The organism is Zooshikella ganghwensis, assembly GCF_018263875.1.
Taxonomy (GTDB): Bacteria; Pseudomonadota; Gammaproteobacteria; order Pseudomonadales; family Zooshikellaceae; genus Zooshikella; species Zooshikella ganghwensis.
Genome location: NZ_JAEVHG010000010.1, coordinates 98,162 through 124,661 on the forward strand (window position 1 = coordinate 98,162; position 26,500 = coordinate 124,661).

The 26,500-nt window shown below is 38.5% G+C and carries 31 protein-coding genes; 9 read left to right on the forward strand and 22 right to left on the reverse strand.

Annotated elements, in window-relative coordinates:
* Positions 1–4: 4 nt before the first annotated feature.
* Together pyrI and KHS79_RS14765 are read left to right on the forward strand one after the other, a co-directional pair.
* Positions 5–460, forward strand: a complete 456-nt coding sequence (pyrI, locus tag KHS79_RS14760) for an aspartate carbamoyltransferase regulatory subunit (protein WP_094788542.1) — start codon at positions 5–7, stop codon at positions 458–460.
* A gap of 451 nt (positions 461–911) precedes the next feature.
* Positions 912–1,190, forward strand: coding sequence for a hypothetical protein (locus KHS79_RS14765; RefSeq protein WP_212719985.1), 279 nt, complete (start codon positions 912–914; stop codon positions 1,188–1,190).
* 185 nt (positions 1,191–1,375) lie between these two features.
* On the opposite strand, the gene KHS79_RS14770 is transcribed toward KHS79_RS14765, so the two are convergent.
* The gene (locus KHS79_RS14770) at positions 1,376–2,101 is read right to left on the reverse strand and encodes an alanyl-tRNA editing protein (RefSeq protein WP_212719987.1); all 726 of its coding nucleotides are present in this window, start codon (positions 2,099–2,101) and stop codon (positions 1,376–1,378) included.
* A 125-nt stretch (positions 2,102–2,226) separates the two neighbouring features.
* On the opposite strand from KHS79_RS14770, the gene KHS79_RS14775 reads away from it, so the two are divergent.
* Together KHS79_RS14775 and KHS79_RS14780 are read left to right on the forward strand one after the other, a co-directional pair.
* Positions 2,227–3,621, forward strand: coding sequence for an aminotransferase-like domain-containing protein (locus KHS79_RS14775; RefSeq protein WP_212719989.1), 1,395 nt, complete (start codon positions 2,227–2,229; stop codon positions 3,619–3,621).
* A 132-nt stretch (positions 3,622–3,753) separates the two neighbouring features.
* On the forward strand, positions 3,754–5,124 hold the full coding sequence (locus KHS79_RS14780; protein WP_212719991.1) for a sensor domain-containing diguanylate cyclase: 1,371 nt from the start codon (positions 3,754–3,756) through the stop codon (positions 5,122–5,124).
* 60 nt (positions 5,125–5,184) lie between these two features.
* On the opposite strand, the gene KHS79_RS14785 is transcribed toward KHS79_RS14780, so the two are convergent.
* From KHS79_RS14785 to KHS79_RS14805, 5 genes are all read right to left on the reverse strand, one after another.
* The gene (locus KHS79_RS14785; RefSeq protein WP_094788547.1) at positions 5,185–5,817 is read right to left on the reverse strand and encodes a response regulator; all 633 of its coding nucleotides are present in this window, start codon (positions 5,815–5,817) and stop codon (positions 5,185–5,187) included.
* Positions 5,818–5,819: 2 nt separating this feature from the next.
* Positions 5,820–7,214, reverse strand: a complete 1,395-nt coding sequence (locus KHS79_RS14790) for a cache domain-containing protein (protein ID WP_212719992.1) — start codon at positions 7,212–7,214, stop codon at positions 5,820–5,822.
* Between the two features lie 445 nt (positions 7,215–7,659).
* Positions 7,660–8,754 (reverse strand): ABC transporter substrate-binding protein, encoded by a 1,095-nt coding sequence (locus KHS79_RS14795; protein WP_212719993.1) that lies wholly within the window; start codon positions 8,752–8,754, stop codon positions 7,660–7,662.
* Between the two features lie 161 nt (positions 8,755–8,915).
* Complete coding sequence (locus tag KHS79_RS14800; protein WP_212719994.1) at positions 8,916–9,662, reverse strand: substrate-binding periplasmic protein; 747 nt, start codon at positions 9,660–9,662, stop codon at positions 8,916–8,918.
* Between the two features lie 386 nt (positions 9,663–10,048).
* A complete protein-coding gene (locus KHS79_RS14805) occupies positions 10,049–10,807 on the reverse strand; it encodes a substrate-binding periplasmic protein (RefSeq protein WP_212719995.1) in 759 nt (252 codons plus the stop codon).
* 392 nt (positions 10,808–11,199) lie between these two features.
* On the opposite strand from KHS79_RS14805, the gene KHS79_RS14810 reads away from it, so the two are divergent.
* A complete protein-coding gene (locus tag KHS79_RS14810) occupies positions 11,200–12,111 on the forward strand; it encodes a DMT family transporter (protein WP_027708400.1) in 912 nt (303 codons plus the stop codon).
* Positions 12,112–12,156: 45 nt separating this feature from the next.
* Here KHS79_RS14810 and tesB read toward each other — a convergent pair whose 3' ends face one another.
* Together tesB and trmH are read right to left on the reverse strand one after the other, a co-directional pair.
* Entirely contained in the window at positions 12,157–13,020 is an 864-nt protein-coding gene (tesB, locus tag KHS79_RS14815; protein ID WP_027708399.1) for an acyl-CoA thioesterase II, read from the reverse strand.
* A 185-nt stretch (positions 13,021–13,205) separates the two neighbouring features.
* Positions 13,206–13,895, reverse strand: coding sequence for a tRNA (guanosine(18)-2'-O)-methyltransferase TrmH (trmH, locus tag KHS79_RS14820; protein ID WP_212719996.1), 690 nt, complete (start codon positions 13,893–13,895; stop codon positions 13,206–13,208).
* Between the two features lie 380 nt (positions 13,896–14,275).
* Here trmH and KHS79_RS14825 point away from each other — a divergent pair, with 380 nt between their 5' ends.
* Entirely contained in the window at positions 14,276–15,052 is a 777-nt protein-coding gene (locus tag KHS79_RS14825; RefSeq protein WP_212719997.1) for a substrate-binding periplasmic protein, read from the forward strand.
* A gap of 19 nt (positions 15,053–15,071) precedes the next feature.
* On the opposite strand, the gene KHS79_RS14830 is transcribed toward KHS79_RS14825, so the two are convergent.
* Both KHS79_RS14830 and KHS79_RS14835 read right to left on the reverse strand, forming a co-directional pair.
* Positions 15,072–15,332, reverse strand: a complete 261-nt coding sequence (locus KHS79_RS14830; protein ID WP_212719998.1) for a hypothetical protein — start codon at positions 15,330–15,332, stop codon at positions 15,072–15,074.
* A gap of 470 nt (positions 15,333–15,802) precedes the next feature.
* The gene (locus KHS79_RS14835; protein ID WP_212720000.1) at positions 15,803–16,615 is read right to left on the reverse strand and encodes an SDR family oxidoreductase; all 813 of its coding nucleotides are present in this window, start codon (positions 16,613–16,615) and stop codon (positions 15,803–15,805) included.
* A gap of 264 nt (positions 16,616–16,879) precedes the next feature.
* Here KHS79_RS14835 and KHS79_RS14840 point away from each other — a divergent pair, with 264 nt between their 5' ends.
* Positions 16,880–17,737 (forward strand): M90 family metallopeptidase, encoded by an 858-nt coding sequence (locus tag KHS79_RS14840; protein ID WP_051311742.1) that lies wholly within the window; start codon positions 16,880–16,882, stop codon positions 17,735–17,737.
* Here the strand turns inward: KHS79_RS14840 and KHS79_RS14845 are convergent.
* The gene (locus KHS79_RS14845) at positions 17,734–18,465 is read right to left on the reverse strand and encodes an FAD-binding oxidoreductase (protein ID WP_212720002.1); all 732 of its coding nucleotides are present in this window, start codon (positions 18,463–18,465) and stop codon (positions 17,734–17,736) included. The two genes, KHS79_RS14840 and KHS79_RS14845, sit on opposite strands and share 4 nt — an antisense overlap.
* Before the next feature lie 100 nt (positions 18,466–18,565).
* Entirely contained in the window at positions 18,566–19,279 is a 714-nt protein-coding gene (locus KHS79_RS14850; protein WP_212720004.1) for an AcaB family transcriptional regulator, read from the reverse strand.
* A 300-nt stretch (positions 19,280–19,579) separates the two neighbouring features.
* Here KHS79_RS14850 and KHS79_RS14855 point away from each other — a divergent pair, with 300 nt between their 5' ends.
* Both KHS79_RS14855 and KHS79_RS14860 read left to right on the forward strand, forming a co-directional pair.
* The gene (locus KHS79_RS14855; protein WP_051311741.1) at positions 19,580–20,527 is read left to right on the forward strand and encodes a phosphatidate cytidylyltransferase; all 948 of its coding nucleotides are present in this window, start codon (positions 19,580–19,582) and stop codon (positions 20,525–20,527) included.
* Positions 20,505–21,179, forward strand: a complete 675-nt coding sequence (locus KHS79_RS14860; protein WP_212720006.1) for a lysophospholipid acyltransferase family protein — start codon at positions 20,505–20,507, stop codon at positions 21,177–21,179. Before KHS79_RS14855 ends, KHS79_RS14860 begins: the two co-directional genes overlap by 23 nt.
* Positions 21,180–21,224: 45 nt before the next feature.
* Here the strand turns inward: KHS79_RS14860 and KHS79_RS14865 are convergent, their stop codons facing one another.
* The 10 genes from KHS79_RS14865 to KHS79_RS14910 form a co-directional block, all read right to left on the reverse strand.
* A complete protein-coding gene (locus KHS79_RS14865; protein ID WP_212720008.1) occupies positions 21,225–21,533 on the reverse strand; it encodes a hypothetical protein in 309 nt (102 codons plus the stop codon).
* An 82-nt stretch (positions 21,534–21,615) separates the two neighbouring features.
* The gene (locus KHS79_RS14870) at positions 21,616–21,912 is read right to left on the reverse strand and encodes a hypothetical protein (protein WP_212720010.1); all 297 of its coding nucleotides are present in this window, start codon (positions 21,910–21,912) and stop codon (positions 21,616–21,618) included.
* 51 nt (positions 21,913–21,963) lie between these two features.
* Entirely contained in the window at positions 21,964–22,782 is an 819-nt protein-coding gene (locus KHS79_RS14875) for a TIGR02452 family protein (RefSeq protein WP_212720012.1), read from the reverse strand.
* 363 nt (positions 22,783–23,145) lie between these two features.
* The gene (locus KHS79_RS14880; protein WP_212720014.1) at positions 23,146–23,484 is read right to left on the reverse strand and encodes a hypothetical protein; all 339 of its coding nucleotides are present in this window, start codon (positions 23,482–23,484) and stop codon (positions 23,146–23,148) included.
* 144 nt (positions 23,485–23,628) lie between these two features.
* Positions 23,629–24,048: a hypothetical protein gene (locus KHS79_RS14885; protein ID WP_212720016.1), complete on the reverse strand. Its 420-nt coding sequence runs from the start codon at positions 24,046–24,048 to the stop codon at positions 23,629–23,631.
* Between the two features lie 52 nt (positions 24,049–24,100).
* Positions 24,101–24,526, reverse strand: a complete 426-nt coding sequence (locus KHS79_RS14890; protein WP_212720018.1) for a hypothetical protein — start codon at positions 24,524–24,526, stop codon at positions 24,101–24,103.
* A gap of 118 nt (positions 24,527–24,644) precedes the next feature.
* Complete coding sequence (locus KHS79_RS14895; protein ID WP_212720020.1) at positions 24,645–25,148, reverse strand: DUF4279 domain-containing protein; 504 nt, start codon at positions 25,146–25,148, stop codon at positions 24,645–24,647.
* Positions 25,123–25,434 (reverse strand): hypothetical protein, encoded by a 312-nt coding sequence (locus KHS79_RS14900; RefSeq protein ID WP_212720021.1) that lies wholly within the window; start codon positions 25,432–25,434, stop codon positions 25,123–25,125. Before KHS79_RS14900 ends, KHS79_RS14895 begins: the two co-directional genes overlap by 26 nt.
* Positions 25,435–25,514: 80 nt before the next feature.
* The gene (locus KHS79_RS14905; RefSeq protein WP_212720022.1) at positions 25,515–25,970 is read right to left on the reverse strand and encodes a tetratricopeptide repeat protein; all 456 of its coding nucleotides are present in this window, start codon (positions 25,968–25,970) and stop codon (positions 25,515–25,517) included.
* A gap of 57 nt (positions 25,971–26,027) precedes the next feature.
* A complete protein-coding gene (locus KHS79_RS14910; RefSeq protein ID WP_212720023.1) occupies positions 26,028–26,465 on the reverse strand; it encodes a hypothetical protein in 438 nt (145 codons plus the stop codon).
* Positions 26,466–26,500 lie beyond the last annotated feature (35 nt).

Genomic DNA, 26,500 nt, shown 5'->3' on the forward strand with positions numbered 1-26,500 from the left:
CATCATGGCTAATAAATTATTAGTTGAGGCCATTCGCAAAGGTACTGTTATTGATCATATACCTGCGGGCCAAGGCATTAAAATTTTAAAACAATTGCATTTGGTCGATGGCAACGAAAAAATCACCGTCGGCTTTAACCTGCCAAGCCAGGAAATTGGCTTAAAAGATCTTATTAAAGTAGAAAACCGGTTATTTACAGAATCAGAGGCAAATGAACTTTCTTTATTTGCGCCTAGTGCAACCATAAATGTCATCGACAATTATGTGGTTAAAGACAAGTTCACCATGTCTACCCCTGATGCCTTAGAAGGCGTATTTGATTGCCCTAATTCAAACTGTATTTCACTTCACGAACCTGTTACCAGCTACTTTAAAGTAACTAAAAAACACGAAAGCATTTACCTGAAATGCAAGTACTGTGAAAAAACGTTCAGCAAAGAGATTGTAGCGGGGTTATAACCCCCTACTTTCCAATATACTCTACATGTCGCACTATTGATTTCACATCTTTGTAAGTAGCTATATATACAAACTTATGAGTCACTTAAAATATATTCATCAATAGATAGATGCTTAATAAAAATGTCCAAATTGAAGCATATGCTCTTTGATAGTGCACATATACTTCATTTTTAGCTGAATGGTGAACACTGACATAGCCCCATAAACCAATTCAAGTCCTTAATTACACAGATGTAAGTGTAAATAACAAGGCTCAATGATTAATCGGCACCATTAATGCATTAGTTACTCCCAGTGCATCATTTTGCTAAAAGCATCACGTGTCTTAAAATCCTGCTTATAGCTACTACACAATGTGTTGATGTAAGAAAGCAGGTAGAACACATAAAAAGAGTAAAAATGTGCTCGTCACTCGGTAAGAGATACCGTTTCATCACAAAGGGAGTTCATGATGACATTTATTGCATCTCAGTTATTTTCTTCACTGGCATTACAAGAGTTTTTTGCTCACTCAACTGGTGAGCAAACTCAATCTTCACGACATATGCTTTGTCTAAATGGTGATAGAAAACAAAGCATCACCGGAGAACTTGACCATTTTCTCCCAGAGTTCAACCAGGCAAGCGCAGAAGAAACCCAAACTGCAAATTGGCTCAGCAGTGACAACCTAATGGCATCACTTTGGCTTGACAGTATTTGTCGTGCAGAGCCTGATTTAGCGCTTTAATATACCTAAAGTCAAAGGTATAAAAATCGAATTAGAGAGAGGAGCCTGTTTAGTATGATGACTTCTCCTTTCTCTTCGCACAGTCCCGCTTAATTGGGTTTGATTTGCAAGGTATGCATCCCTATAAATATAGCTGTAGCAGCAAGCTGTATTTATCTTCAAATCTCGTTATATTACTTGCAGTACTAATTTAACAGCACCGGTTCTTTTGCAAAACAAATCGTCACACGCCTATTTTGTTTGCCCTTTGATTTAATATTAGAAATAACAAGTGCAGGTATTTCACCTGTACTCGCCACATGAGTTCCTCCACAGGGTTGATAATCAAGAGCATCAATGCGAATCATACGAATATTACCCACCCCTTGAGGTGGTTTTACTGACATGGTTTTAACCAATTCCGGCTGCTTTTGCAGTAATTCTTCTGACAATTGTTCTACAAAAACAGTATGATTAGCACAACAATAGTCGTTTAGCTGGGTTGTAATTTCTTCTTTTGTCAACGGTAACTCAGGACACGCCAAATCCATCCGAGCCGATGTTTCATTAATTTGGCAGCCTGTCACAGGAAAAGGTAATACTGCAGAAAGTACATGAAGTGCGGTGTGCAGCTGCATAAACTGGTAGCGACGCTGCCAATCAAGCATTAAGTTAACCTGTTGTCCAACAGGGACAACACATGACTCATCCTTTAAATAGTGTACAACCTGACCTACACCCTTTCCTTTTAAGGTATTCACAATCGTTAACTCAGAGCCATCTTCAGTGATTACTTTGCCGGTATCCCCTGGTTGTCCTCCTCCCTGAGGATAAAAAATAGTTTCCTGACATCGAAACCACCCTTCACCACTTTCAATTATGCTCGTGGCATGGGTTTGAGCGTAACTATTAGCCAAAAACTTCATTTCCATAACAATTTTTCCTCAGCAAATTGTATCGATACAATTTAAAAATAAACCCGTAAATATCGATACAAAGATAAAACATTGTTAATATTAATCAGCTAATAATTAACTTCAATAAAAATATTGACACCATGACAATTCTCTGGATTAAACCCGAACATATAAACGAGCAGACAGGCCCTTGCTATCAGCGCATTGCAAAGGCTTATGCTGAGCAAATAAAAACATTCTCATATACACAAGAACACCAACTCCCTCCGCAAAGGCTGCTAGCAGACCGTTTAAATGTCACGGTAGGCACTGTGTCTCGTGCTTATAAACGGTTAGAAGATCAAGGCTATGTGTATGGCCATGTCGGTCGAGGCACATTTGTTCGCCAACAACAGCCTGATGCAAACTTCCAGATTCAGCAGCATATTACAGAAAACCGTTCAGACTTGAGCCTGGGTATAGCCCCGCTTACTGAGCAACATGTGTTACTTAGCCAAACGCTGAAGCAAATGAGTCAGCAACCTCAGTTTTTAGCATCACTTATGGGGTATTACTCTGAACAAGGCATGCCACATCAACGAGAAATAATCGCCAGCTGGCTAAAACAATTTAATTTTACGGTTAGCGCTGATCAGCTGTTATTAACAAATGGCGGTCAACACGGAGTCAATACCGTTATTATGAGCATTTGTAAGCCAGGAGATACTGTTCTGTGCGAACAGCTCAGTTATCCTGGATTTATCGCTACTGCGCGTCAGCATCGACTACAGTTACTGGGTGTTCAACTAGATGAACAAGGCATAATGCCTGATCATTTTGACGCTTTATGTAAAAAGTACCAACCCCGAGCCATCTATTTAAACCCAACATTACATAACCCTACGACACGAACAACTCCCGCTGAGCGTAGACAGCATATTATCGACATAGCCAATCAATACAACGTATGGATTATAGAAGATGATGTACAGGGGATTTTGCAGCAACCTCGTCCGCCAGCACTTTATCAATATGCGCCTGAGCGAGTTTATTATATTGGTAGTTTTTCTAAGTTATTGGCTGGCGGCCTGCGGAGTGGCTGGATTATTTCTCCACAAAGTACATTATCGTTGATTGCTAGAAGTCTTCGAGCCAATTGCTGGCTAACCCCACCCATAACCCATGAAATTGCTTGTCGCTGGTTGCAGGATGATAGTGCCAATAAGCTCATTAATTTACAGCGAGCAACATTAGCACGACGCCACAACATAGCAAAAAACATCTTGAAGTCATTTAATCCTATCTCTCACCCACAAAGCTACCATATATGGTTACCTCTCCCACCAACCTGGCAAGCTCAAGAACTGCATATGGCATTAGCACAACAGCGTATTGATATAGCACCTAGTTCATCATTTGCTGTAGGTAATGCGCCTATTCCCCAGGCAATTCGAGTGTCCATTAGTCATATCAACGAGGATCAGCAGCTTATACAGGCATTACAAAAAATATCAGACTTACTAAACAATACTCCTCCTGAACCAAAAGATTGGTAACCCTGATGCAGTGAGAGCGTCACTAAATGAATACCAACTGCTACACTTAAGAGGTATTAATTTATAGAAGTTAAATAACCATAGGAATAATAATTGTTTATCAATAATTAAATCAAAAAGGGTAATAGTATTTTGAGCCATAGACCTTACAACGTCGTAGTTGTAGCAAGTAACAATAAAGCACTGCATAACTTGTTAAAAAACAACAAGAAACTTCAGGAAGACGTTATATTTATTGCCGCTAATTCATTAAATCATGCGGAACAAACGATTGCTTCAGCTGAAATTGATGCGGTCATTTTGGATATTAATATCGGTTCAACAACACTTATTGAGTTTAATTATCAGCATTCCCAGCTTCCTATACTACTAGCAGGAGACCTGAGTACTGAGATACCGTTTGACGAGTTAATCCATGAAGGGATGTATGATTTTCTGGATGTAGCAAACCTTCCTTTAGCAAGTATTGTCACTTCCCTCAAAGTCTGCATGTCTCGTTATACAGCTCAAGGTATTGCTCATGCCTGGCACCATCCTGTTCTGCACAAACTCAAAAGCATGGAGGATATTTTTTCATTTACTTCTCAAAAAGAGTACTCTACTTCCAACCAAATACATAAAATGTTAGAAGCCAGCTGCGAACTTTTCGGAGAACAGTTTTGTTTCGTCTACCGTTTAATTAACGATCATTTTGCAGTGGATTTTCAGCATTTTACAATAGAACAAAAACCACAAATTAACCTACCGATTCTAGAAAAACTTAATTATCTTGCTATTAATAGCCCCAATCCAATTCACTTTACTTATCAACAATTAAGTGAACATTTTAGTGAGACACAATTAGAGCAAGCGACCAAATCTTACATGGGCTGTCGAATTACTGTTCAAGAAAAAGTTCATGGCGTGTTGTGTTTATTCAGTAATACACCGCGTGCCGTTCCTTATACAAGTATTGATATCAGCTTTCTAAAAATCCTCGCTGAATGGACTGGTACACTTCTTAGCCGGCAACTTATTATTGACCAGCTACAGTATATTGAAGCCCATGATGCCTTAACTGGATTACTCAAACGATATAGTTTCTTGGATCAGTTAAAACGCTGCTTTGCACGCAGTATGTTATCTGACAGTTACAGTTTTGCACTTATTATCATCGATATTGATAATTTTAAAGATATAAATGAACAATTTGGTCATACCGCAGGTGATGCGCTATTAAAACAGGTTGCAGAACGCTTGCTGACTAACACACGCCCCAAAGATACGGTTGGCCGTTTCTCCAGTGATGAATTCATTATCATTGTTGAAGATGCAGACCATGAGCAAGCAGAGCAGTGTTGTAAGAGAATCCATAATGCCTTTACTGAGCCGTTTGAGATTGAAAAGACAAAAAGAAAGGTCACATGCTCTTCGGGCTTCGCCATAAGCCATGAGCACCAAACAGAACATAACTTAATTAAAGCAGCAGAAAATATGCAAGTAGAGTCCCGTAAACCCCAGTAACTTATAAAACCCCAATAACTGATAAAACCATAGCAGTATACCTACAGCGAAGGGTATAACTTACAAATTATGCTCTATTGCATAGCGTGTTAACTCTGCTGTGCTATTAATACCAAGCTTACGTTTTATTTTCTGTCGATGGGTTTCAACTGTACGCACACTGATGTGTAGCTTCGCAGCAATATGTTTACTACACTCCCCTTCTGCAAGTAAGGTAAGCACCATTTGTTCCCTGGGCGTAAGAGGTGTATTTGATGCTGTTGTTCCAGGCTGAGTGTCTAACAGTGTCTGGGAAACAGAACGACTTAAATATGTGCCTCCATGAAACACGACTTCTATAGCATTAATCAGTTCTGCTGCTGAAACATCTTTAAGTACATAGCCAGAAGCTCCTGAGCGTAACGCACTTAGTAAATACTCTCGATTGTCATGCATTGTCAAAATCAAAACAACTAAATCAGGATACCTGGCCTTAATATGCTGTAAAACCTGTATACCATTCATACCAGGCATACTGATATCCATTAACACAACATCAATTGCTGTATTTTCTATTTTCTGCAGAGCACTTTCACCATCACTTGCAACAGCAACAACATCTAAATTAGATTGCTGCGATAAACGTGCTCTAATACCTTCTTGAACAAGTACATGATCATCGACTAATAATATTCTAATATGCTGATCCATCATGACTAAGCAGCTTCTTGAATGGAAAGCAGAGGTAGTTTGATCGTTATTTTTGTACCATTGTGCGTTTTGGTATCAATGAGCATTTCTCCTCCATGATAGCCTATGCGCTCACGCATATTTCTTAACCCTACCCCTCTACACACATCAGTAATTGCTGTGCCATTACTCTGATGGCTTGACAAAATACCCTGTCCATTGTCCTCAATATACATCATCAACGCAAGCTTATTCACTTTAAACCAAAGCCTTACCTGCGTTGCATTAGCGTGACGTTCAACATTGGTTAATGCTTCTTGAGCAATTCTATAAAGGGTTGTTTCCACCTCACTTGCCAGCCTCAAGTTATCCACAGCAATATAGCGCACATCAATATTTGTACGACGCGAAAAGTCACGGCATAAGGCTTCTAATGCAGGGAATAAACCTAAGTGGTCTAATAGACTGGGTCTTAAATCTCTAGAAATACGCCTTATTTCCTGAATTGCCTCATCCAAACGCTGAATGCCACATTGTAGCTCTTGTTCCGCTGCACTTTTCTTATTAACATGCTCTTTTGCAGCCTCTAACGAGTACTTGATACAAACTAATAACTGGTTTATTCCATCATGAAGCTCTCTTGCTACCCTCGCACGCTCTGCTTCCTGCAAATCAACAATTCGTTGTGTAAGTTCCTTGAGCTTTTTATCCGCTAATTTTTTCTCACTGATATTAATAGATAAAATAAACAAAATAATCATCGATATACTAATAATGGTAACAATCATTACTCGCACAAAGGTATTATTAAAGCTATTAGTCACTTGATCATTAAAATCCTTTATTTCTTCATCAATATCATCAATGTAAATACCAGAACCTACCATCCACCCCCATTCTGGAAGGGAAACAACATACCCGATTTTAGGCATATCTTTATTGACAGATGGTTTATTCCAACAATACTGAAAAAATCCACCTCCATTTTTTGCAATTGCCGTAAGTTCTTTAATTACTTGTTTGCCATTTTTATCTTTTACATGCCATACATTTTTCCCCTGAATTTCCGGTAACATAGGGTGAAGAATATTTGTTCCATCCATCGTATAGACAAAAAAGTAACCATCACTATCAAACCGCATATTATTCAGTAGAGCCTTCACATGCTCTTTAGCTTCTTCTTTATCTTCATTAACATTGATAATATGATTAATGGAATACATGGCTATATTGACGTAACTTTGCAGTTCATACTTTTTTTCAGCCATGATATTTTCTTTTATTATTCGACGCTGTTCCTTTGCCAAATCAATTGAACCAAGAAAAAACATTAATGATATTACAGTGATAACAACCACTAATGGAATAATAGCTAATAGAATGATTTTAAGTTTTAACGAGCAAATTCCATAATCAGGCATACCGTTGTTCTCACTTTCCCTTACTTATTACTATCCCTTGCATATCACTATACCCTTCACTTTGGGTATAAAGTGTGCCTTATGCAATTAAAATTGCATCAAAGTATTCGCAAAGTTATAACATGAGGAATATAATCTGCAACTATAGTTTACAGTCTAAATTGTCCAACAAACCAACAGATAAGTATTTTTACTTAAGAAAAACTACTGAGTTAATTTGCGTAGTTTTGCGGATAGATCAAAGCAGAAAAGAATATAGAATAGAAAACGTCCCATGCGGCTAATTGGCATGCTTGTTTGATCCTCTTGTCAGTGCAGATCTTTCAGTGAGTCAGGTAATAGGTAGTTTGAGTCAAGATCAGTGCTGACCTTCTTTTCCCTCACCCTATTGCAGTTATTTATTGCTACTCAAACTATTACATTTGACGTGTAACCTGGGTATGCACTATGGTGGAAACACTTTGCTCATTTTTCCATCAGCATCCATTCTGAAAACCTCAAACTTAAAGTGGTTCAAATCTCCTGCATCATTAAATGATAATGGTCCTATCAGTGTATCAAACGACTTCTGTCGTAAAGTAGTGGCAATATCAACGGGGAATGAGGATTCAGATACAGATATTGCCTGTGCTAACACCTGAATAGCCGCATAACTCGTGTAGATAAAAGGACTCCCCTCATCCAACTTTTTTTGCTGTAAACGTTCAACTATCTGCTTAGCTTCGGGCCAAGTTGAAAATGCAGGAGGCAATGTTACAAGTAAACCATCTGCAGCCTTAGCGGACAGTGGCATGATATCCTGACTGGCAATTGCTTCAGGTCCCATAGCCTGAATAGAAAGCCCCTGGCGCTTACTCTGACGAAGCAAGTGCGCTAATTCAGGGTAATAGCCACCGTAATAGATAAAGTCAATCCCTTGCGCTTTCAGCATTTCAACTTCCTGTTTAAAATTCATCCGGCCAACATCGATCTCCAACATCAATTTAATGGGAAAACTACTCTGCATGAGTGTCGTTTCGACCGCCTCCGCCACCCCCTTTCCATACTGTTGTTGATCATGAATAATGGCCAGGCTCTTGGGCTTATGATGCTGAATATATTCTGCAGCTAATGAGCCTTGTATTGAATCAAGTCCAATAGTACGAAATACCAGACGATAGCCTTGCTGTGTAATCGTAGGACTTGTTGAAGCAGGGGTTATCATCAATACGCTATTTGCTTCATAAATTGGAGCAGCGACTTGTGTTGCGCTTGAGCAAAGATGACCAATTACATAATGAATATTGCTTTGAACAATTTTCTTTGCTACCTCAATTGCCTGCTGAGGATCACAGGCATCATCAAATGCAATTAAATTAAGTTGGATAGTTTGTTTAGCAGAATGATTAATATCATCGGCTGCATAACGGGCGCCAGTAAACTGCATATCTCCATACTCAGTAACAGGTCCACTCCTTGGCCCCACAACTGCAACGTCAACCAGTTTGCTTGCCCATAGACTTTGTGCCCCCCATAACAGGATCACAAACAGTATTCTCATAGGGGCACCTCTAAAAATACCTACTTAGCGGTTATATTAATAAGTAGCTGGGATAGCGAGCTAAATAATCCTCGGCAATTGCTCCGGCATTGTTCTACTGCATGATATCCATATCATTATGCATAAACAGCATCCTAAATCCTGCACATTTGTCAGAAGCTCTATCTAAAATAACTATTCTGAATTTCTTGAATACGTCCCGATTTATTTAATTCATCCACTGCTTTTTGCATTTTACCAACTACATCTGCCGGGATTTCCTTATTGAGTCCAATAAATAAATCAATTTCCCCAAATACAAAAACCTGTTTAACTGTGATTCCAAGCTCTTTTGCTAACATCTGGCCAGACAATGAACTCACTGCCCATAAATCTATCTTGCCTTCTTCCAGCTTTTTGGCAAGACGATCATCCTTCAATGATGTTTGCAAGTTGAATCCACGATCAGTTAAAAACTTCTCTTTTGCATCTCCTTTGTAAGCACCGACAATATAGTTCTTTGCATCATCAAGCTTATTGATAGTAATACTGCTATCTGCTTTAGCCAAAAAAACCCACTTGTTTTTTACAATGGGCCCAACCCACTGAAATAAGCTTGCACGTTCAGGAGTCCTGGCCATAGAGAAAATACCATAATCAGAACGCTCTAGTGTTTGCTCATAAATACGGCTCCAGGGGAAACGTAAGGTAATCTCACAGGATATACTTGCTTTATTACAAACTTCACGAACAACTTTAGTAGCAATACCTGTAACCTGATCGCCCCGTGCAAAATTTCCTCCACTTGCACTCATATTAAAGGGAGGACTGTTTTCGGTAAGTAGTTTTAACTCAAAAGCAGACAAGTTAAGTGAAATACCACTTAGTAGCATAAGTATGCTGGCAAATAGCCAATTATTGCGGCTCATTCAAAGTTACCTTATTAAAACAGGTAGTATTATTCCCTACCACATAACACATCATACTTAAGGGACCTCTAAAAAAGGCAGTTTTTTCGAGATAGCTGTGTCAGTACTGTACTCAGACTCTCATGTATTCCTTATATACTGAGGTCCTCCACACAGCGCTTCCTTGCTCTTAAAAAAATCACTGTTTTTAGTGATTCCATTAAAGAATATTTAGTATTCACTAAAAATAGCTCATTCTTAATATATAAATAAGTATGATGACAAGAGTAATAAATAGTCAATTTTAGATTAGCAGCACAAACCATTTTGAGTATTTATTTCACAATAAATCAACCGTTTAAGCATCAAAAACTAAATAGATTGACCGCAGTGCTTACTATGTAAAATTATAAATAACTATTGATTGTTTCTTCAATAAACCCTTCTTTTCGCATTTCTTCTAAAGCACTTTGTAGCTTTTTAGTCACTTCATCAGGTACTTCTGGATTGAGCGCTAAATATAGATCTGAAGTATTAAAGGTATAAACTTTCTTCAAGTTTCGAATACCTTCTTGTTGTGCTAGGTAACGTCCTGATGGGTCTCCTGTAGCCCACAAGTCAATTTTGCCTTGATCTAACTTTTTAGCATTTTGGTTATCTTTTAACGATAAAATCAGTTCAAAACCTCTCTTTTGTAAAAAATTTGCTGTCGCATCACCTTCATAACCACCAACACGGTACTTTTTCGCATCTTCCAGTGTGGTAATGACTATCGAACTTGAATCCTTAGCAAGAAAAACTGAGTCAAATTGGGCGATAGGACCAACCCACTTAAACATTTTCTCTCGGTCAGCATTGCGAACGGTTGAAAACAGTCCATAGTTACTTTTTTCTCGCGTCAAATTAAAAATCCGATCCCAGGGAAAGCGCAATGTCAGCGAGTATCGTATTCCCGCTCGTTTAAACATTTCCCTGACTATATCAGCTGAAATACCATCAATGTTATTATCACGAGCGAAGTTTTTATCATTAACGCTCATATTATAGGGAGGGAAGTTTTCTGTCAGTAAAATAATTTTATAGTTAGGGTCAATATCAGCCGTAGAGATACTGCCAAGTCCAGCTAGTATGCATAGTACACACCATTTTAACCATTTATAGAACATGCCACTAACCTCGTTACTCGCTTGCTTTATTATTAGTTTAGGACGTGTGGCGTTCCTTGCTTAGTAATCCTCTGGAAATTAAATAAGGTTTTACTTAAAAAAAATACCCTTCACTTTGGATATAGATGGTTCTAACTTATAATCCTATTCAAATACCTGTCAAGTACTTTTCTTAGAGGATTTAAAATAAGTCATCCTTTATAAAAAAGCTAAACGTTTGCTAACTCACTAAGTCGTCAGCCTTCAATATCATTCTTGCCACCTTATTCATAAAAAACACGCTGTGCGTTATATACAAACTTATTGTAGAATACTGGCTCAATATCTCTCTTCACTCGAGTTGAGCCGTTGGTTATTGACCTACTTTTAACCATCCATTTATAGGAAACACTATGACACTTGCCCAGCGTTCTTCGGAGTTATATGGCATTTCACTTGCTGCGCTTGGCTTTTTATTATTCAGTTTGATGGATGCCAGCTCAAAATGGTTAACATCCAGCTATCACTTTGCCCAAATTAGCTTTTTGACTTTCTTATTCAGCTTGTTACCCATAGGCTTTATTCTCTTACGTCAACGCAAGGGCAGTAACAGCCTGTTCAAAACACAACGCCCTACCCTGCAGTTAACACGAGGACTTGTACTACTTGGGCTAAGACTTTGCGCATTGCTCGCCTTTAGTATGATGCCATTGGCTGATAGCTTTGCTTTGATTCTGACAGGTCCTATCATGCTGGCACTTTTAGCCCCAGTAATATTAGGTGATAAGCTAAATAAACGACAGATCATGGCGATTATGATTGGTTTTTGTGGCGTGCTCGTTGTCCTTCGCCCAGGCATGGGTAATTTTAATATCGGCATGCTGGGGGCTCTTGGTACTGCACTTTGCTTTGCGCTCAATACCATTATGCTAAGAATTATGAGCAAAACTGAACAGCAAAGCACCACACTCTTTTATGGCTGCCAAGTACCCTTAATTATCTCTGGCATACTGATGCTTTACTACGGATATACTCCTCCGTCAGCTAAAGACTGGCTTATTTTTGCACTATGTGGCTTTTTGAATGGCCTCGCCCAAATGCCTATTTTTGCTGCACTAAAATATATTCCAGCCCCTATGGTCGGTGCCTTTCAATATTCAGTTGTCGTCTGGGGGGTTATTCTTGGGTATCTCATATGGGGGGATATACCAGATGCCTTTATTATCATTGGGGCCGCTCTAATTGTCTGCGGAGGCCTGGTCATGGCCATTAACCCAAAACGGTTTCATCGTCAGCCTGTTCAGGACAAGTCAACCGAAGCGTAAAAACCCAGTGAGTGCAACAACCCTGTTGCACTCAGCAACAACATATTATTTTTCGTGTAGCCTAATTAAACCTTCTTGCATAGTTGATGCGACCAGTTGTCCCTGTCGGTTAAAAAACTGTCCACGTACTAACCCTCTAGCCCCAGATGCTGATGGACTATCAACAGCATAGAGCAACCAGTCATCCATACGGAAGTCTCGATGAAACCACATTGCATGATCTATTGTTGCAACTTGTAGATTTTTCTGCCAAAGAGAAACCTTATGCGGCAACAGCGCCGTAATTAAAAAATAAAAATCTGATGCATAAGCTAATAAATATTTATGCACGCGAAGATCATCTGGCATTTTACCTGTTGCCTTGAACCACACATAATTAACAGGATCTCGCTTTTCTGGTGCAAGAGGATTAACCGGATTAACTGGTCGTATTTCAATAGGCTTATCACAAGTTAACTTTTCTCGTAAAGATTCAGGTATTAAGTGCTTAAATTTGCGCGCCATCTCCAACTCGGACATTAACCCTTCAGGACCAGGAACCTCTGGCATATTATCTTGATGATCAAATCCATCCTCTTTGCGCTGGAATGAGGCTGACATGTAAAGAATGGGTTTTCCATTCTGAATAGCCGCAACACGCCGTGTAGTAAAGCTTTTACCATCACGAATACTATGCACATCATAAACAATCGGCTTAGAAACATCGCCTGGCCGTAAAAAGTAGCTATGAAATGAGTGCACACTACGACTTTCATCAACTGTTTGTTTTGCCGCAGAAAGCGCTTGCCCCATCACTTGGCCGCCAAAAACCTGGGGAAACCCCAAATCCTGACTTTGGCCTCGGAACAGATTTTCTTCAATCTTTTCCAGCTGCAAAAGTGCTAACAGGTTATTTAATACATCAGCCATAGATTACCTCAAATATCAAACTCATAACCATACCCATAACGAAGGGTTTTTAGGGGCGGCAGTTAAATACTCCTGCATAAATTACATTCACACCATCCTTAGTGTTCAAGAACGCCGACAAAAAACCCTAAAAATGATTCGTGAAGGGTAAAAATGCTTTATAACAACTTAAGTTTAGTCAGTACCTAAATTTTAAAACTCGCTTTAACCTGACTATACCACTTTTGCTGCTCAACAATGATGCCTTCGTGATCCAAGGGCGGATAAGGCAGTTGGTGCTTATCACAAAACTCAGCAACTAAAGGGTGACACCACCTAAAAAGCAACCGATGATAATCTGCTTGTTTAAGCCTGACCTGGTTATAAAGACCTTTGTTTTCACGTTGTCGTTGAGCTTCATTTAATATGATAGCGGCAGCAACAGATACATTATATGAAGCAACCATACCTTGCATGGGAATAATAATATGCTCATCTGCAACTTCTGCCGCAGGTGCACTGACCCCCTGCTTTTCTGCTCCAAGTAATATTGCACAAGGTTGTGTGTAATCAACAGCGCGAAAGTTCACTGCACGGGCCGAAAAGTGCGCTGCAAATATCTTAAAACCTGCAGACTTCAACTGGTCAACGCCTTCCTGCACAGTATCATAAGATCGTCGTGTGACCCACTGCTGACTACCCATCGCTGTTCCAGGTAAGCTTCTATACCCCGCTCGAGGAACAGTGTAATGAAACTCGCCGATGCCTACAGCATCACAGGTTCTTACGATCGCAGCCAAATTATGGGGTTTATGCACTCTATCAGTAATCACCGTCAAATCTGGCTGTCGACGGTCCAAGGTTGCCTTATATCGCTTATAACGCTCAGGGGTCACTCGCAGTGTTCCTCTTATTTACTACGAAAATCATCAATATTTATTGTACAGCTTACTACGCTTGGTTCTCTGCTCAAGTTTCAGTATATCTACTATTAAAGTGCTTTAGGAGCGCAGACTGTCACGGCTAAGCGAGTGGTCCATGCCACCGCTATTATAATGGATATATGGCCAACTCAGTTTATACTCATAGCAACACGTTTTTAAGGATGTCATCAGCAATCGAAGAAAATAACGCCTAAGGCAGTTCAAAGACACAATTCATAAGCCCTTGTTATACCTTCTGCTCTTACAGTAAATTGGAATCGAATATTGAGCAGTTAACGTAAAGCATAAATAAAACATCATGAGCAATATTGTGTAACTAGAAATTTAGCGTAATGAAAAAAGTAGTTCTTTCATTTTTAATTGTTGCTCATTTATTTTTATCAGCCCCGACTTTTGCCCAAGAAAAGCTTATATCTATTACCACAGGTGAGTATCCCCCATGGTCATCGTCCAAATACAAACACGGTGGCTTCATTCATCACCTCATCAGCGAAGTGTTTAGGCGTCAAGGCTATCAGGTTAACTACATTTATCATATTTGGGCCAGAAACTATAAAGAGGCCAAGAGTGGAAAACATCATGCAACAGCGTTTTGGTATTACTCTGAAGAACGTGCTAAATATTTCTACTATAGCGATGCTTTATACAGTGAAAAAATTGTTTTCTTCCACCTAAAATCCATACATTTTCCAGAGTGGGATACTCTTGATGACCTGGTTGGTTTTATAATAGGGGCCACAAGAGGTTATACCTATACCAAAGATTTTTGGGATGCTCATGCATCCAAAAAACTTAATATCGTTCCCAGCAATTCAGATACATTAAATTTTAGAATGCTACTTAAAAAAAGGACTGATATTTTTATAATGGATTTAGTCGCAGGTAAAAGTTTACTCAACCAAGAGTTTGATAGTATACAAGTTCAGCAAATAACCCATAACCCCATTCCACTAGCAACGAGAACAGGCCACCTTCTCTTTCCAAAAGTTAGAAGCGACTCACTTGAACTTTTAAAACAGTTTAATCAAGGTTTAGCTTCAATGAGAAAAGACGGTACCTATGATGAGCTTTATAATATGTTACTTAAGGGAGATTACACTAAACAATAGTAAATCCCCACTTCACACATCAATTTACGGTATTAGTTTGAGGTTGAGCACATTCCCCTGAATAATATCCATAGACCTTTTCATCTGCACAGGCTTCACAGCTATTTGACTTTTGAACCCACTCAACAGCTTCATCACAAGGTGTTGTAACACAACGAACACCGGTATCTCTTTCTGCACATACTGGTTGGTATATACGCGTACAAGCCTCAGGCCTCAACTCTGGACAAGTAATATAATTTGCAGGCTGTTTAGCGCCACAACCAACACATATACTCATTAATACACCAATAAAACTTAAATTCCTTAGCATCTTATACCTTATGATTGCACTATATAAACGTATATACCCTTCACGAATGATTTCTAGGTTTTGTTATCTTCACTCCTCACCTCAATCACCTATTAATATAGGCTCATGGGTAATATAGGCTCATGGGGCTTCGTCACTCGATGGCCGCACCTAAAAACCATTCTTATTGGGTATAGAAAAGTTATACTACTCTTGTATACCATTCTTAGCTTTCAAGGGTAACTCTAAAAATAGTAATTTTTTGTAAAAGTAAGGAAGCGCTACACGAAGGACCGCAGCCTATAAAGAATAAATGAGGGATAAACAGCTACTGCGTGTTTAGCGATAGCAGCCTTAAGTATTTCCTTAAGTATTTGTAGATGCTAGCCGTGTTATGAGTACAGTGCTGACACGGCTATCACGAAAAAATGCATTTTTAGAGATGACTTTAAGAAAGTTTATGACCTCCCTTGTTGCTCTCTCTTAACCTTTAACATTAAGCGCTCAAATAAATGTGGACATAAATAAGAAAGCATTCTTGCGCGCCGCCCGACATTGGATAACACCACTAACCGTTTACGCTTGGTTGCTGCCTGGTAAATCTCATCAGCTACATCAACAGGTGATGCTAACTGTCCCACTAATGAGAAAGGCGACTTGGTAATTGAACCATCGCCTTCAAGTGCATTTTTATGGATATCCGTCGCGGTAAAGCCTGGACACACCATCATAATACTGACGCCACTCTCTTCTACTTCCAGCCTTAGGCTTTCAAATAAACCATGTAATGCATGTTTGCTAGCGCTATAGCCAGAGCGAAACCACATAGGCGTAAAGCCAGACATACTGCTTAATGTAATCACCAGTCCTTTGTTATCCAATAATGCAGGTAGGGCTACTTTCGTGCAATACAGTGCACCAAAAAAGTTAACATCCAGCACACGTCGAAATACAGCAATATCAGTATCAATAAACGCACTCCGGTGAGTAATGCCCGCATTATTAATCAAAACATCAATTTTTTTAAATTGATCAAGAATCAAATTAAAAGCATGATCAACATCCGCTTCTCGACTTACATCACAGGCAAGCCCCATTGCACGGGTATTAAGTGCTTCAATATGATTTACCAGCGCATCCAGTTGAGACTGGTCAAGATCAATTGCGACAATCCAGGCTCCTGCTCGAGCAAAACGAAGACACAACTGTCGTCCAATCCCTGCACAAGCACCTGTAATAACGACAACTTTATTACGAAAAAAATATTTCATTATAACAACATATTATTTTAATTATTCTTAAAAAACTCATAATAAAGAATAGCAAACTTTTTATTACGCTGCGGTTACCTTTACCCACTGTGTAGGCTGTAGGTATAAAATTCCTTCGTTTTGAATAAATGTTCCCAAAGTGAAGAGGAATACTTGAATAATTCCCGATAGCCTTCATATTACATTAACTAGCCTCACACCAGAAAGTGCATATCCACAGTAATGGGTGCAGAGTGCCTCTAACTCACACATAGGAGTATATTAGTGCCTGATGTGACCCTCATCATTTATGCAATAGTTTGTATTATCTTGCTAAGCTTTGTCGTATTCAAAGTGTTTATAGCTCCCCAACTCCGACGTAAGCGTGTTCTTAAAACAGCATTCCCACAATCTTGGCATCAGATTTTAAATAAAAATTTTGCGATTTATAATCTATTACCCCATTCACTTAAGATTCGACTACAAAAATTAATCCAACTCTTTTTGTTAGAAAAAAAATTTTATGGCTGCCAAGGACTCACCTTAACAGAAGAAATTCGTGTGACGATTGCTGCACAGGCTTGCCTGCTCATTCTTAATCAACCCAGAGCATGGTACAGCAAGTTACAATCAATACTGGTTTATCCTGGTGCATTCACTGTCCCAAATGCTCAGTATTCTAACGAAGGTATTATTTCTAATGCTCCTTCTCATCGTTTGGGAGAGTCTTGGCATAATGGGCGCATTATTCTGTCCTGGGATGATGTTATCAACGATAGCCGTTGCCCACAACGAGGGCAAAATGTGACCTTTCATGAGTTCGCCCATCAGCTGGATGCAGAAGATGGCTATACCGATGGTATCCCTATTTTAGGACCCAAACACAGCTTTCAACACTGGAGTCATTTGATGGCTGAAGAGCTGGCTCGATTACGACATGAAGTGATAGTAGGTATCCCCCACGTGATTAATCAATATGGTGCTACAAATCCCGCAGAGTTTTTTGCCGTTGCCACTGAAACATTTTTTACTCACCCTCATCAGCTAGCCACGCATAATCCTGCATTATTTCAAGTTCTACAAAGTTACTACCAACTTGACCCTAGAAGTTGGACAAAAAATCATCTGCCGAATGAAAACTAATGATTAAGAATGTATTTTTCACGTTTTATTTGAGAAGCTTTTAAACCTTTATCTTTCGTAAAAAGTGTAAAGCAACCATCCACCATGTCAGGATGACCGCACAGCATAACTAACGCATTAGGATGAACATCAATATTAACCAAGTACTGCTGTACATATCCTGAATGCAAACATGCTGATTCTGTCGTCTGTTGTCGACTGAAGCATACCGTAAAATTAAAGTGACTATATTGCTCAGCAAGCACTTTAAAAGGATAAAAGAAAAATAATTCTTCGCTATTTCTAACTCCAAAAAACAAATCTACGTGACAGCCACATTTCAGATATTCTTCTAAATCAGGCAACATAGCATAAAATGGTGCTATTCCAGTACCTGTAGCCACTAAAATAAGCTGTGATGGACACTCAACTGCTTTGGGTAACAATAAACGACCATAAGGCCCTTTTAATGAAGTTTGCCAACCTGGCTGAGCAAACTGAAATTGAGTTGATGCAACACCATTAGCCAGTAAGGTTGCAACAAGACTAAATGAAGTCATCCCCTGGTAGGGAGGTGAAGCTATACTATAGTTTCTGGCAACATGTTGTCCGTTAATATCCCACTCAAGCTTGATGAACTGGCCTGCTTGAAATAAAAGTGGTTCAGATAGTTGAAAGCGTAGCCATAACACTCGAGGCGTTAATGGTATTTTACTCAATAGTGTGACTTTTTGATTCAATATGTCCATTAGAGGTTTCAGTGTCTATCAAGCGGTATCTTTTACTTATTAGACTAGCTCACTTTACATTTACTGAACCCTTTAATGCATCGTCAAATACATAATCACACTAAGAATATTGCACTTCAGAAGCCTTGCTAACCGTATGTGTTGGCAAAGCAGTATCAACTAAGGGGGTACCTCCAACCTGTGCTAAAATCCCCAAGGACTTACTCTTATTTTGCATAGCTGTTTCAGCGATAGTTCGCATTGCCTTTCTTAACGGTTTCCCCAACTCAGAGTACCATTTTTTCTGCTGTCGTGAGTCAATCAACTGCCTTCTACTTGCTTCATTCACTAACATACAGCCATGATCTAACAACATAACCATTCTCAATAAATTCCAAACAAGTGGGTCATTCCAATGGATATTGTATTGAACTTTATTATTTATAGCCGTTGTACATTGGGGTAAATGCCCTGATAAATCAATTTTAATTTGAGTTATCGCCTGCTCCATGTGCTGATGCTGCTCTTGTATTAACTTATCCCATTGTTTTATTTTTTTATCCGCGTGTTGATCACCTAATTGCACACGGTATGTCATCCTTTTAATCAGTTTGGCGACCGCTTTAATATCAAGCACTCTAGCGCCGTTCATAAAAGCGTCATGATTATCTAGATGACGCATCGCTAATGTAGAGGAAATCGATAAAACACCAAATACTTGTTTGGCATTGCTTACTTCAGTTTGCTTTATATTTGTGCTGTAAGCTGCTGACGTTTTGGGGAAAGTTTGACTCTCTCCATACCCATTATGACTCATCCCATAATACTCCTTCATTGGCTATTCCCATCACACAGGGAACAACGTTTGATCAGGAGTATTACACGACAAAACTGTTCATAATGGGAGAAAACTCACAGCATAGTTTTCCTTCTGCAATAAATTTGAAAAATCAAACTTATTTTTACACGAATATGCAAAGTATCTGTTTTACTCTTCACATTACTCTCTTGAACTCAATTCGTTGTATACTCACAACACTGTATACTTATTTCACCACTGACAAAGACGTCCCTTCATCTTGCTATAGAACGATATACTGTATACTTCTCAAAATATACTTTTTAAGGGAACTTTATGAACCACCCGCTATTTGGTATACCCAATATCATTTTTATCACTTTTGGAGGGATATACAGCCTACTGTGCCTTGGATCACTACTCATCTACCGTTTAAAGCACCGCTTAGCAGCCCATGATTACCAGGAGCTAACCAAACGAATTAATGCGTGGTGGGTAATGGTGACCATCATTTTCGGGGCATTTTTAGTTCCTGAAGGTTTTACCATAACAGCTATAGGTTTCCTTAGCTTTTTTGCCTTTAAAGAGTTTGTATCATTGATTCCAACCCGCCGTACAGATCATCGCCCCATTTTTTGGGCCTATATTGCCATTCCTCTTCAGTTTTACTGGATCTATATTGGCTGGTATGGCATGTTTATTATATTTATTCCGCTTTATATGGCACTTTTTTTACCTATGCGTATGGTATTAATAGGTAATACCAAAGGGTTTATGACAGCTGCAAGTACAATAAACTGGTTGCTTTTATTCACCGTTTTCTGTTTAAGTCACATGGCGTATTTTTTAAAGCTCCCTGAACATGTTAACGAACATGCAAGCAACTATGGATTTATTTTATTTTTAGTACTACTTGCTCAGTTTAACGACGTAATGCAATTTACTTGGGGAAAGTTATTGGGTAAACATCCTGTACTTTCAACAGTAAGTCCTAAAAAAACAACAGAGGGGTTTATTGGTGGTTTAATCATTACTACATTGTTAGCCTATTTGTTAGCGCCCTTTTTAACCCCTCTTACTGTATGGGAAAGCATAGGCGCAGGATTAATGATTGCAACATTTGGCTTTATTGGCGATGTTTCTATCTCTGCAGTTAAACGCGACTTAAATATCAAAGACAGTGGTGCCCTCATTCCTGGACATGGCGGCATCCTTGATCGAGTTGATAGCCTAATTTATACCACACCATTATTTTTTCACTATGTCTACTACTTGCACTACTAAACCTAAAAAAACGAAATGGCTTAAATTGCTCTTTTTTGCGTTGCTAATAAAGCCAATCATTACTATTTTAATTGGTTTACGTATTTATAACAGGGAGCTCTTACCTTGCTTTGGACCAGCTATTGTTGTAGCTAATCATAACAGTCATCTTGATGCAGTTGTATTAATGAGCCTATATCCACTCAAAACATTATCTATGGTAAGACCAGTTGCCGCAGCAGATTATTTTTTTAGAAATCGTTTCCTTTCCTGGTTTTCGAAAAATATATTAGATCTTGTTCCCATAGAACGAAACACGCTGACAAACAAAGAAGACCTCTTACAGCCTTGCCATCAAGCCTTAGCTGACAACCAAATACTGATTTTATTTCCCGAAGGAACCCGAGGTGAACCTGAGCAGCGACAACCATTAAAGAAAGGTATTTTTTATTTAAGTCAAGCTCATGCAGAGTGTACAGTTACTCCTATCTTTATCTACGGACTTGGCAAGACACTACCTAAAGGTGAAAAGGTCATTGTTCCATTTTTTTCGGATATTGTAATTGGTCAGCCAGTACCATCAGCACCCAATGCTACTGACTATATAGCCAATTTACAGTTAAGCTTTGACCAACTGGCTCAAAAAATAAAAACCGATCGTTATATTATTTAATGCTCTATATGGATTCCTAGGGGGGGGAGCATATAGAGCCATGTTTTATTTAACTTTTACAGCACTAATTCCAGAATAATTAGCATAGCACTTATTTTCGACTAAATTATATTCCAAAGTTTTACCCGATATTTGAGCTGCCAACAATACGGATAGTCCCATATTTTTATCGCCAATAAACTCATACCTAAACTTCGAGGTACAGCTTGTATTAACATGTGGCATTCCACCGTTAACTTTAAAAAACACTCTGTCTCCATCTACCTCAACATCAGTTGGGTTGCCTGAAAACCTTAACGCTAAAGTATTTGTTGATAAAATACATAAGATAGCGATTGCTATAGTTTTGCCCATTCTTAATTCCTCAAATTAAATAATAAAAAAAAAGATATAATCATTAAGTACTGCATATGCGTAGTCTCTAAAAATGATCAAACTATTCTTTATTTACACTACCCTCACGAAGTTGTAATGAACAGGTATAACGTCCAAAGCTATATGTACTATAAATCAAAAAATATTTTTGATTACTATCTTCAAATGGGCCTGATATCGAAGTAAACTGGCTATCAAAAATTTCTTTCTTTATTTTTTCTAGTGTATGAGAGCTATTAAGTCTTTTACAGATTTTTTCAATTTCATCTGCGGATGCAGACCATGCGTATATTGTATATCCAGTGCAAATGATTAGTACTAGACCAACTATTTTTAGAAACAGATGCAGGTAGCTCATACTAATTAAACCATGTCATAGCTTTCATAAAAGTTAATCGAAATAGCAGATTTAACCAAGTACTTCTTTGAAGGCACCAATAATACTCTTTGTCTTTGACCTATCATAAACTGCAAATACAACCTTATTAAATGCTGATGAGAAAGCTGGTGTATTCAACCAATACTTAAATGACTTAGCTACCATAGTTGGATCATTTCCGAAAACTCCACACCCCCATGCACCAAGAACTAGATTTTTACAACCATTATCTCTAGCAACCCCAAGCACTTGTCCACACCTTCGATTTAAGGCATGCTCTATAGCATCAACTCTTTCTCCACGCTTAATGGCTTGATTTGCATTTGGTGCTGGAGCAGTAATAACAGAGGCGAAAAATAATTGGTTTGGCTCATCTCTACTTCTTGTTCTAAACCATGGAACTTTAGGGCTATAGATAACATGATCAGTATAAAGCATTGACTGCTGATTTCTATTCGCTTCATAATACGCTGTTTGAGACAACAAACAGTTGTAAAGTGTTGAACAACGTGTTAAGTCTTCTTCTTGTGCTTTAGCGCCATTTATAAAACCACCACCAGGGTTTCGGGCTGATGCAAAATTGAGAAGCACTAAGCCATCTTGATTTTCAGCAAAAAGACGTCCAGCGGCTATTTGAGTCGTTTCATCAGTTACTTCAATTTCTGGTTTATTTCCGCTTATATTGTTTTCTGCAGTTAGCTCATCAAACTGATTAGGTGTATAGGTTTTTGAGTTAGCTGTTGAATATTCTATATACTGACGTATATCAACCCAACTCTCATCAACCGAGTAATACCCTCCTTCCTCTATAATTTTTAATACTTCTTTAGCTTTACCTTTTAATGACACAAATAATACTCCCATAGGAATAAAAACCAAATGGAGTATAAACGAAAAATAACTCTAAACAAGCAAATGACTAGGTATGAGCTTGTATCATTTTAAACACTAGAACCTTAAGCCAAAGCTAAAAAATCATGGAAATCTGCTTAAATTTTCCCTGGGCTCAGCGACCTATACCCAGTACGAATGGTTTTTAGGTGCGGCCATCGAGTGACGAAGCCCCATGAGCCTATATTAATAGGTGATTGGGTTGAGGAATGAAGATAACAAAACCTAGAAATCATTCGTGAAGGGTATAGATAAGGGAAGCTTGACTAGGTCTGCTGGAAGCCTCAGGCTGGAACATACTGCAACCTTTTGTTTGGTACTTTACTCATTTCCGTGGGATTTAAAATAAAACCTTTTAACTCGTGATAATGGAATCCCATTTAAAGTCATTAGTAACGGAGTGGCATAAACCATTAGCGGAAAGACTACCACCATAAGTTGGTGCAAATGAGCCATCTGATGTTCAGTACTGACCGCCATGGCACCAAGTCCATAACCTACCAGAGCACCAAATAACGCACAAATATGCAAAAGAAGCTGTGAAGGGCCAATCCACCTTGGTGCAAACACAACCAATAAATCTTTTAGCACAAGAAAACTAAAAGGTATTCCAATAAAGAAAAACAGCAAAAACCAAACGGTAAGCCATGCTTTATTCACTGTGCTTGAAATAGCAAAGCATAAAACTGAAACAAAAATGGCAGTAATAATTGTTTTTAGCGCTATATTCATATGTACGTAGTGGTGTTCTTTATTAGTGCAGCGATACCATGCCAGTATGAAAGTATCTTGTTAGTGATATTATCATCCGTTGCTAATGGCTCTGCCATTATGATGCTGGTAATGTGACCATATGCATGATGCCAAGCCGATAGAACTTAGAAAAATAATAATTGTTTCTGGAATACCGATTATAAATACTGCAACACCTGCATCGAAGACTATTGCGACGTATAACAATAGACTCACATGAAATAAGACTGAAAATGACCAACTTGCTAAGCGACGCTTTATATTTTTACCTTTAAGCGAATACACCAAGTATATTGAAAAGATATAGAGTAAGCCCCAGAAAATCACTTTAAGGGTAGTGGTGCTAAGCAAAATATCAAAGTCGCCTTTAGCTATTGAAACAATAAACCAGATCAATGCGATCAGCATTGCAGCTACTATGTACGAGCCACCTACAATGTGAGTAATCCACCTTGCTACTCTTTGTTCCATAATTTATGCTTAACACTCAACTAATGGGCGAAGTACTTAGCACTTAGTTACGCTAAAGTACCTTGTTATATTTTTTTATTCGTGGTTGATGATTAAGGAACATCACTAGATCTCTAACAGACCTAATCTGATTAAAATAAGGATTCCCTTCAGGGTTTTCTGTATCGATACCTAAGCGATCAGCTACAGACCAATAGATATCATCTAGATCATCAGGATCCATTTTATAAATGCTATCGAATGTATCATCAGCCTTAACTGGAAAAGGTCTACCATTATAATTTCCTAACGAAAGTTGAATCTCACTCCAAACTTCTCGTATTATTTTTGTGTCTACATTTCTAAAATCGAAAGACCTAGCATATTCACAAATATTTGGTTCACCACGCTCATGGGATATCTTTTTCATCCTACAGTGATCAATGAATATGTAGATTGCAACTAATATAAGTACACCAGTTATGTAAAATATTACCATGTGCTCACCATATAAGTATAACACCTAGAACAAAGATATTTTTATGAATTAAAAAATTTGTACTATTAAACACAAGAAACACACAGAAAAATATTCTTTGCTACTATTTGTTATACAATTAATCTTCATCAGAAAAATAAATATCCCACCATATTTCAATATCCAATTCTACCAGCTTTTTCATTTGATAAGGAGAGATTGTTGGACCGCCATGCCCTGAAGCTGAATGCCAACAACAAGTCATCTCAATTTTCACACCTTTTTGTTTAAGATAACGAACAGCATCTTTGCGCTCGATGATCTGATCCAAAATAAAATCAATATGACGTCTACAATCTCTAGACTGAATAATTTTCTGCGTTGAGTAGAACCAACCATTAACTCTTTTTCTAGGAAAATCCTGCTTTTTAGATGTTCTTGTTGGTGTCAGACCTAAAATAAAAGAAATCTCACTAAAAGGAATTTCACCCGGATACACTAATAAAGTAACGTAAGTTTCTTCACAGGTTCCATAGTCATCATTATATTCCACATTCTTCCTTTTTTCGTATAGCGCCAAATTAAGGGGCAAGTGTTTGATTGTTTTGCTTGCAACGCTACCACACTGATAAAGCCAGTTCACGAGCAGGCCCCATAGCCACCAGCAGAGCAACACAAAATGCAATCAAAAAAACTCCTGACTTACGTTCACCCACTCGCCCTCTGACAAGGAGAAATAGAGAAGTCAATCCAGCAACTGCTATTAACGTTATAAACAGTAATCCCAGAAACAGTTCAATAACATCAGATATGCCGTAAGGATCCCCAGGAGCTATATACATATGCGGATATACGAAGGCACGAAAACACAACGATAATAGAAACAGCCCACCGACTAACCAAGCCAAAATATTGGAGAACTTAAGCAAAATTACTCTTCCGTATACCTATCACCGACATTAAAGGCCAGCAGCTTGTTGCAAATCCAAACCCACAGAGTGGGAAATTATTAATGACCTTGTAACGTGCTTTCTGGCACATAGCCATTGTCCATAGCCAATTTTAGAAGCTTTGCAGCCTTTTTTATATCTACTTCTACACCTTCACCCTTTTGATACATTGAACTCAAAAATACTAACGAAGGAACATAGTTTTCGTTGATGTTAAGTTCAAATAGTTCAACAGCTTTCTCATAGCTTTGAAATTCGACTGGCAAATTAAAACCATAATAGTGAAAACAAGCTAAATCATGCCTCGCTTTAATATGCCCTAAGTCACTAGCCTTTTTTAAGAGCTTTACTCCCTCATCAGTTCTTCTTGGAGGAAGGTCTCCGTCGTAATATGCAATGCCCAATACATATAGGGCATCACTATCTCCAACTTCTGCCAGATCGACTAACTTACTTCCTGCACTGTCATCGAGCTCAATAATATCTTCGTATTTCTCTATTCGATCCAAATTCATAGTGACACATAATCATTGCGTTGGGTTTCGCTGCCAAGCATCAGCTTGAACAACCTGTTATGTACTTGATTTATTATAAGTTGCCAATATTTGATGAATATCCCAATTGCGAGTAACCCAAATTGAAGAGGATATCCATGACAAATGCCATACAATATTGCCTTCACCTCTCACTTGCTGAGCTACCTGTGACTTTATAGCTAAAGCGCTAGTTCTCAGCCCAGGATATTTTTTCAAACACTCAGGGGAGTTAAGATCAGCATTCACATTACAATATATAAATGCGATATAACCGTAGGGCGTTACTGGTTTTACTCTTGGCTTTCCGACCTCTCTTTCCTTACCCCATATCTTCTGCTCTAACTCTGGAGATAGTCGAATATTAGATGGCTCAAACTCCTCATTAATATATGACAAGCCATACCAATAGAGGAATAGTGGTGATATAGAACACACACCAAATAAAAATATGAAGAGAAAAACTAATTTTTTCATAACTTTTCAAACATAACGTCCCAGTCGCACGTTTT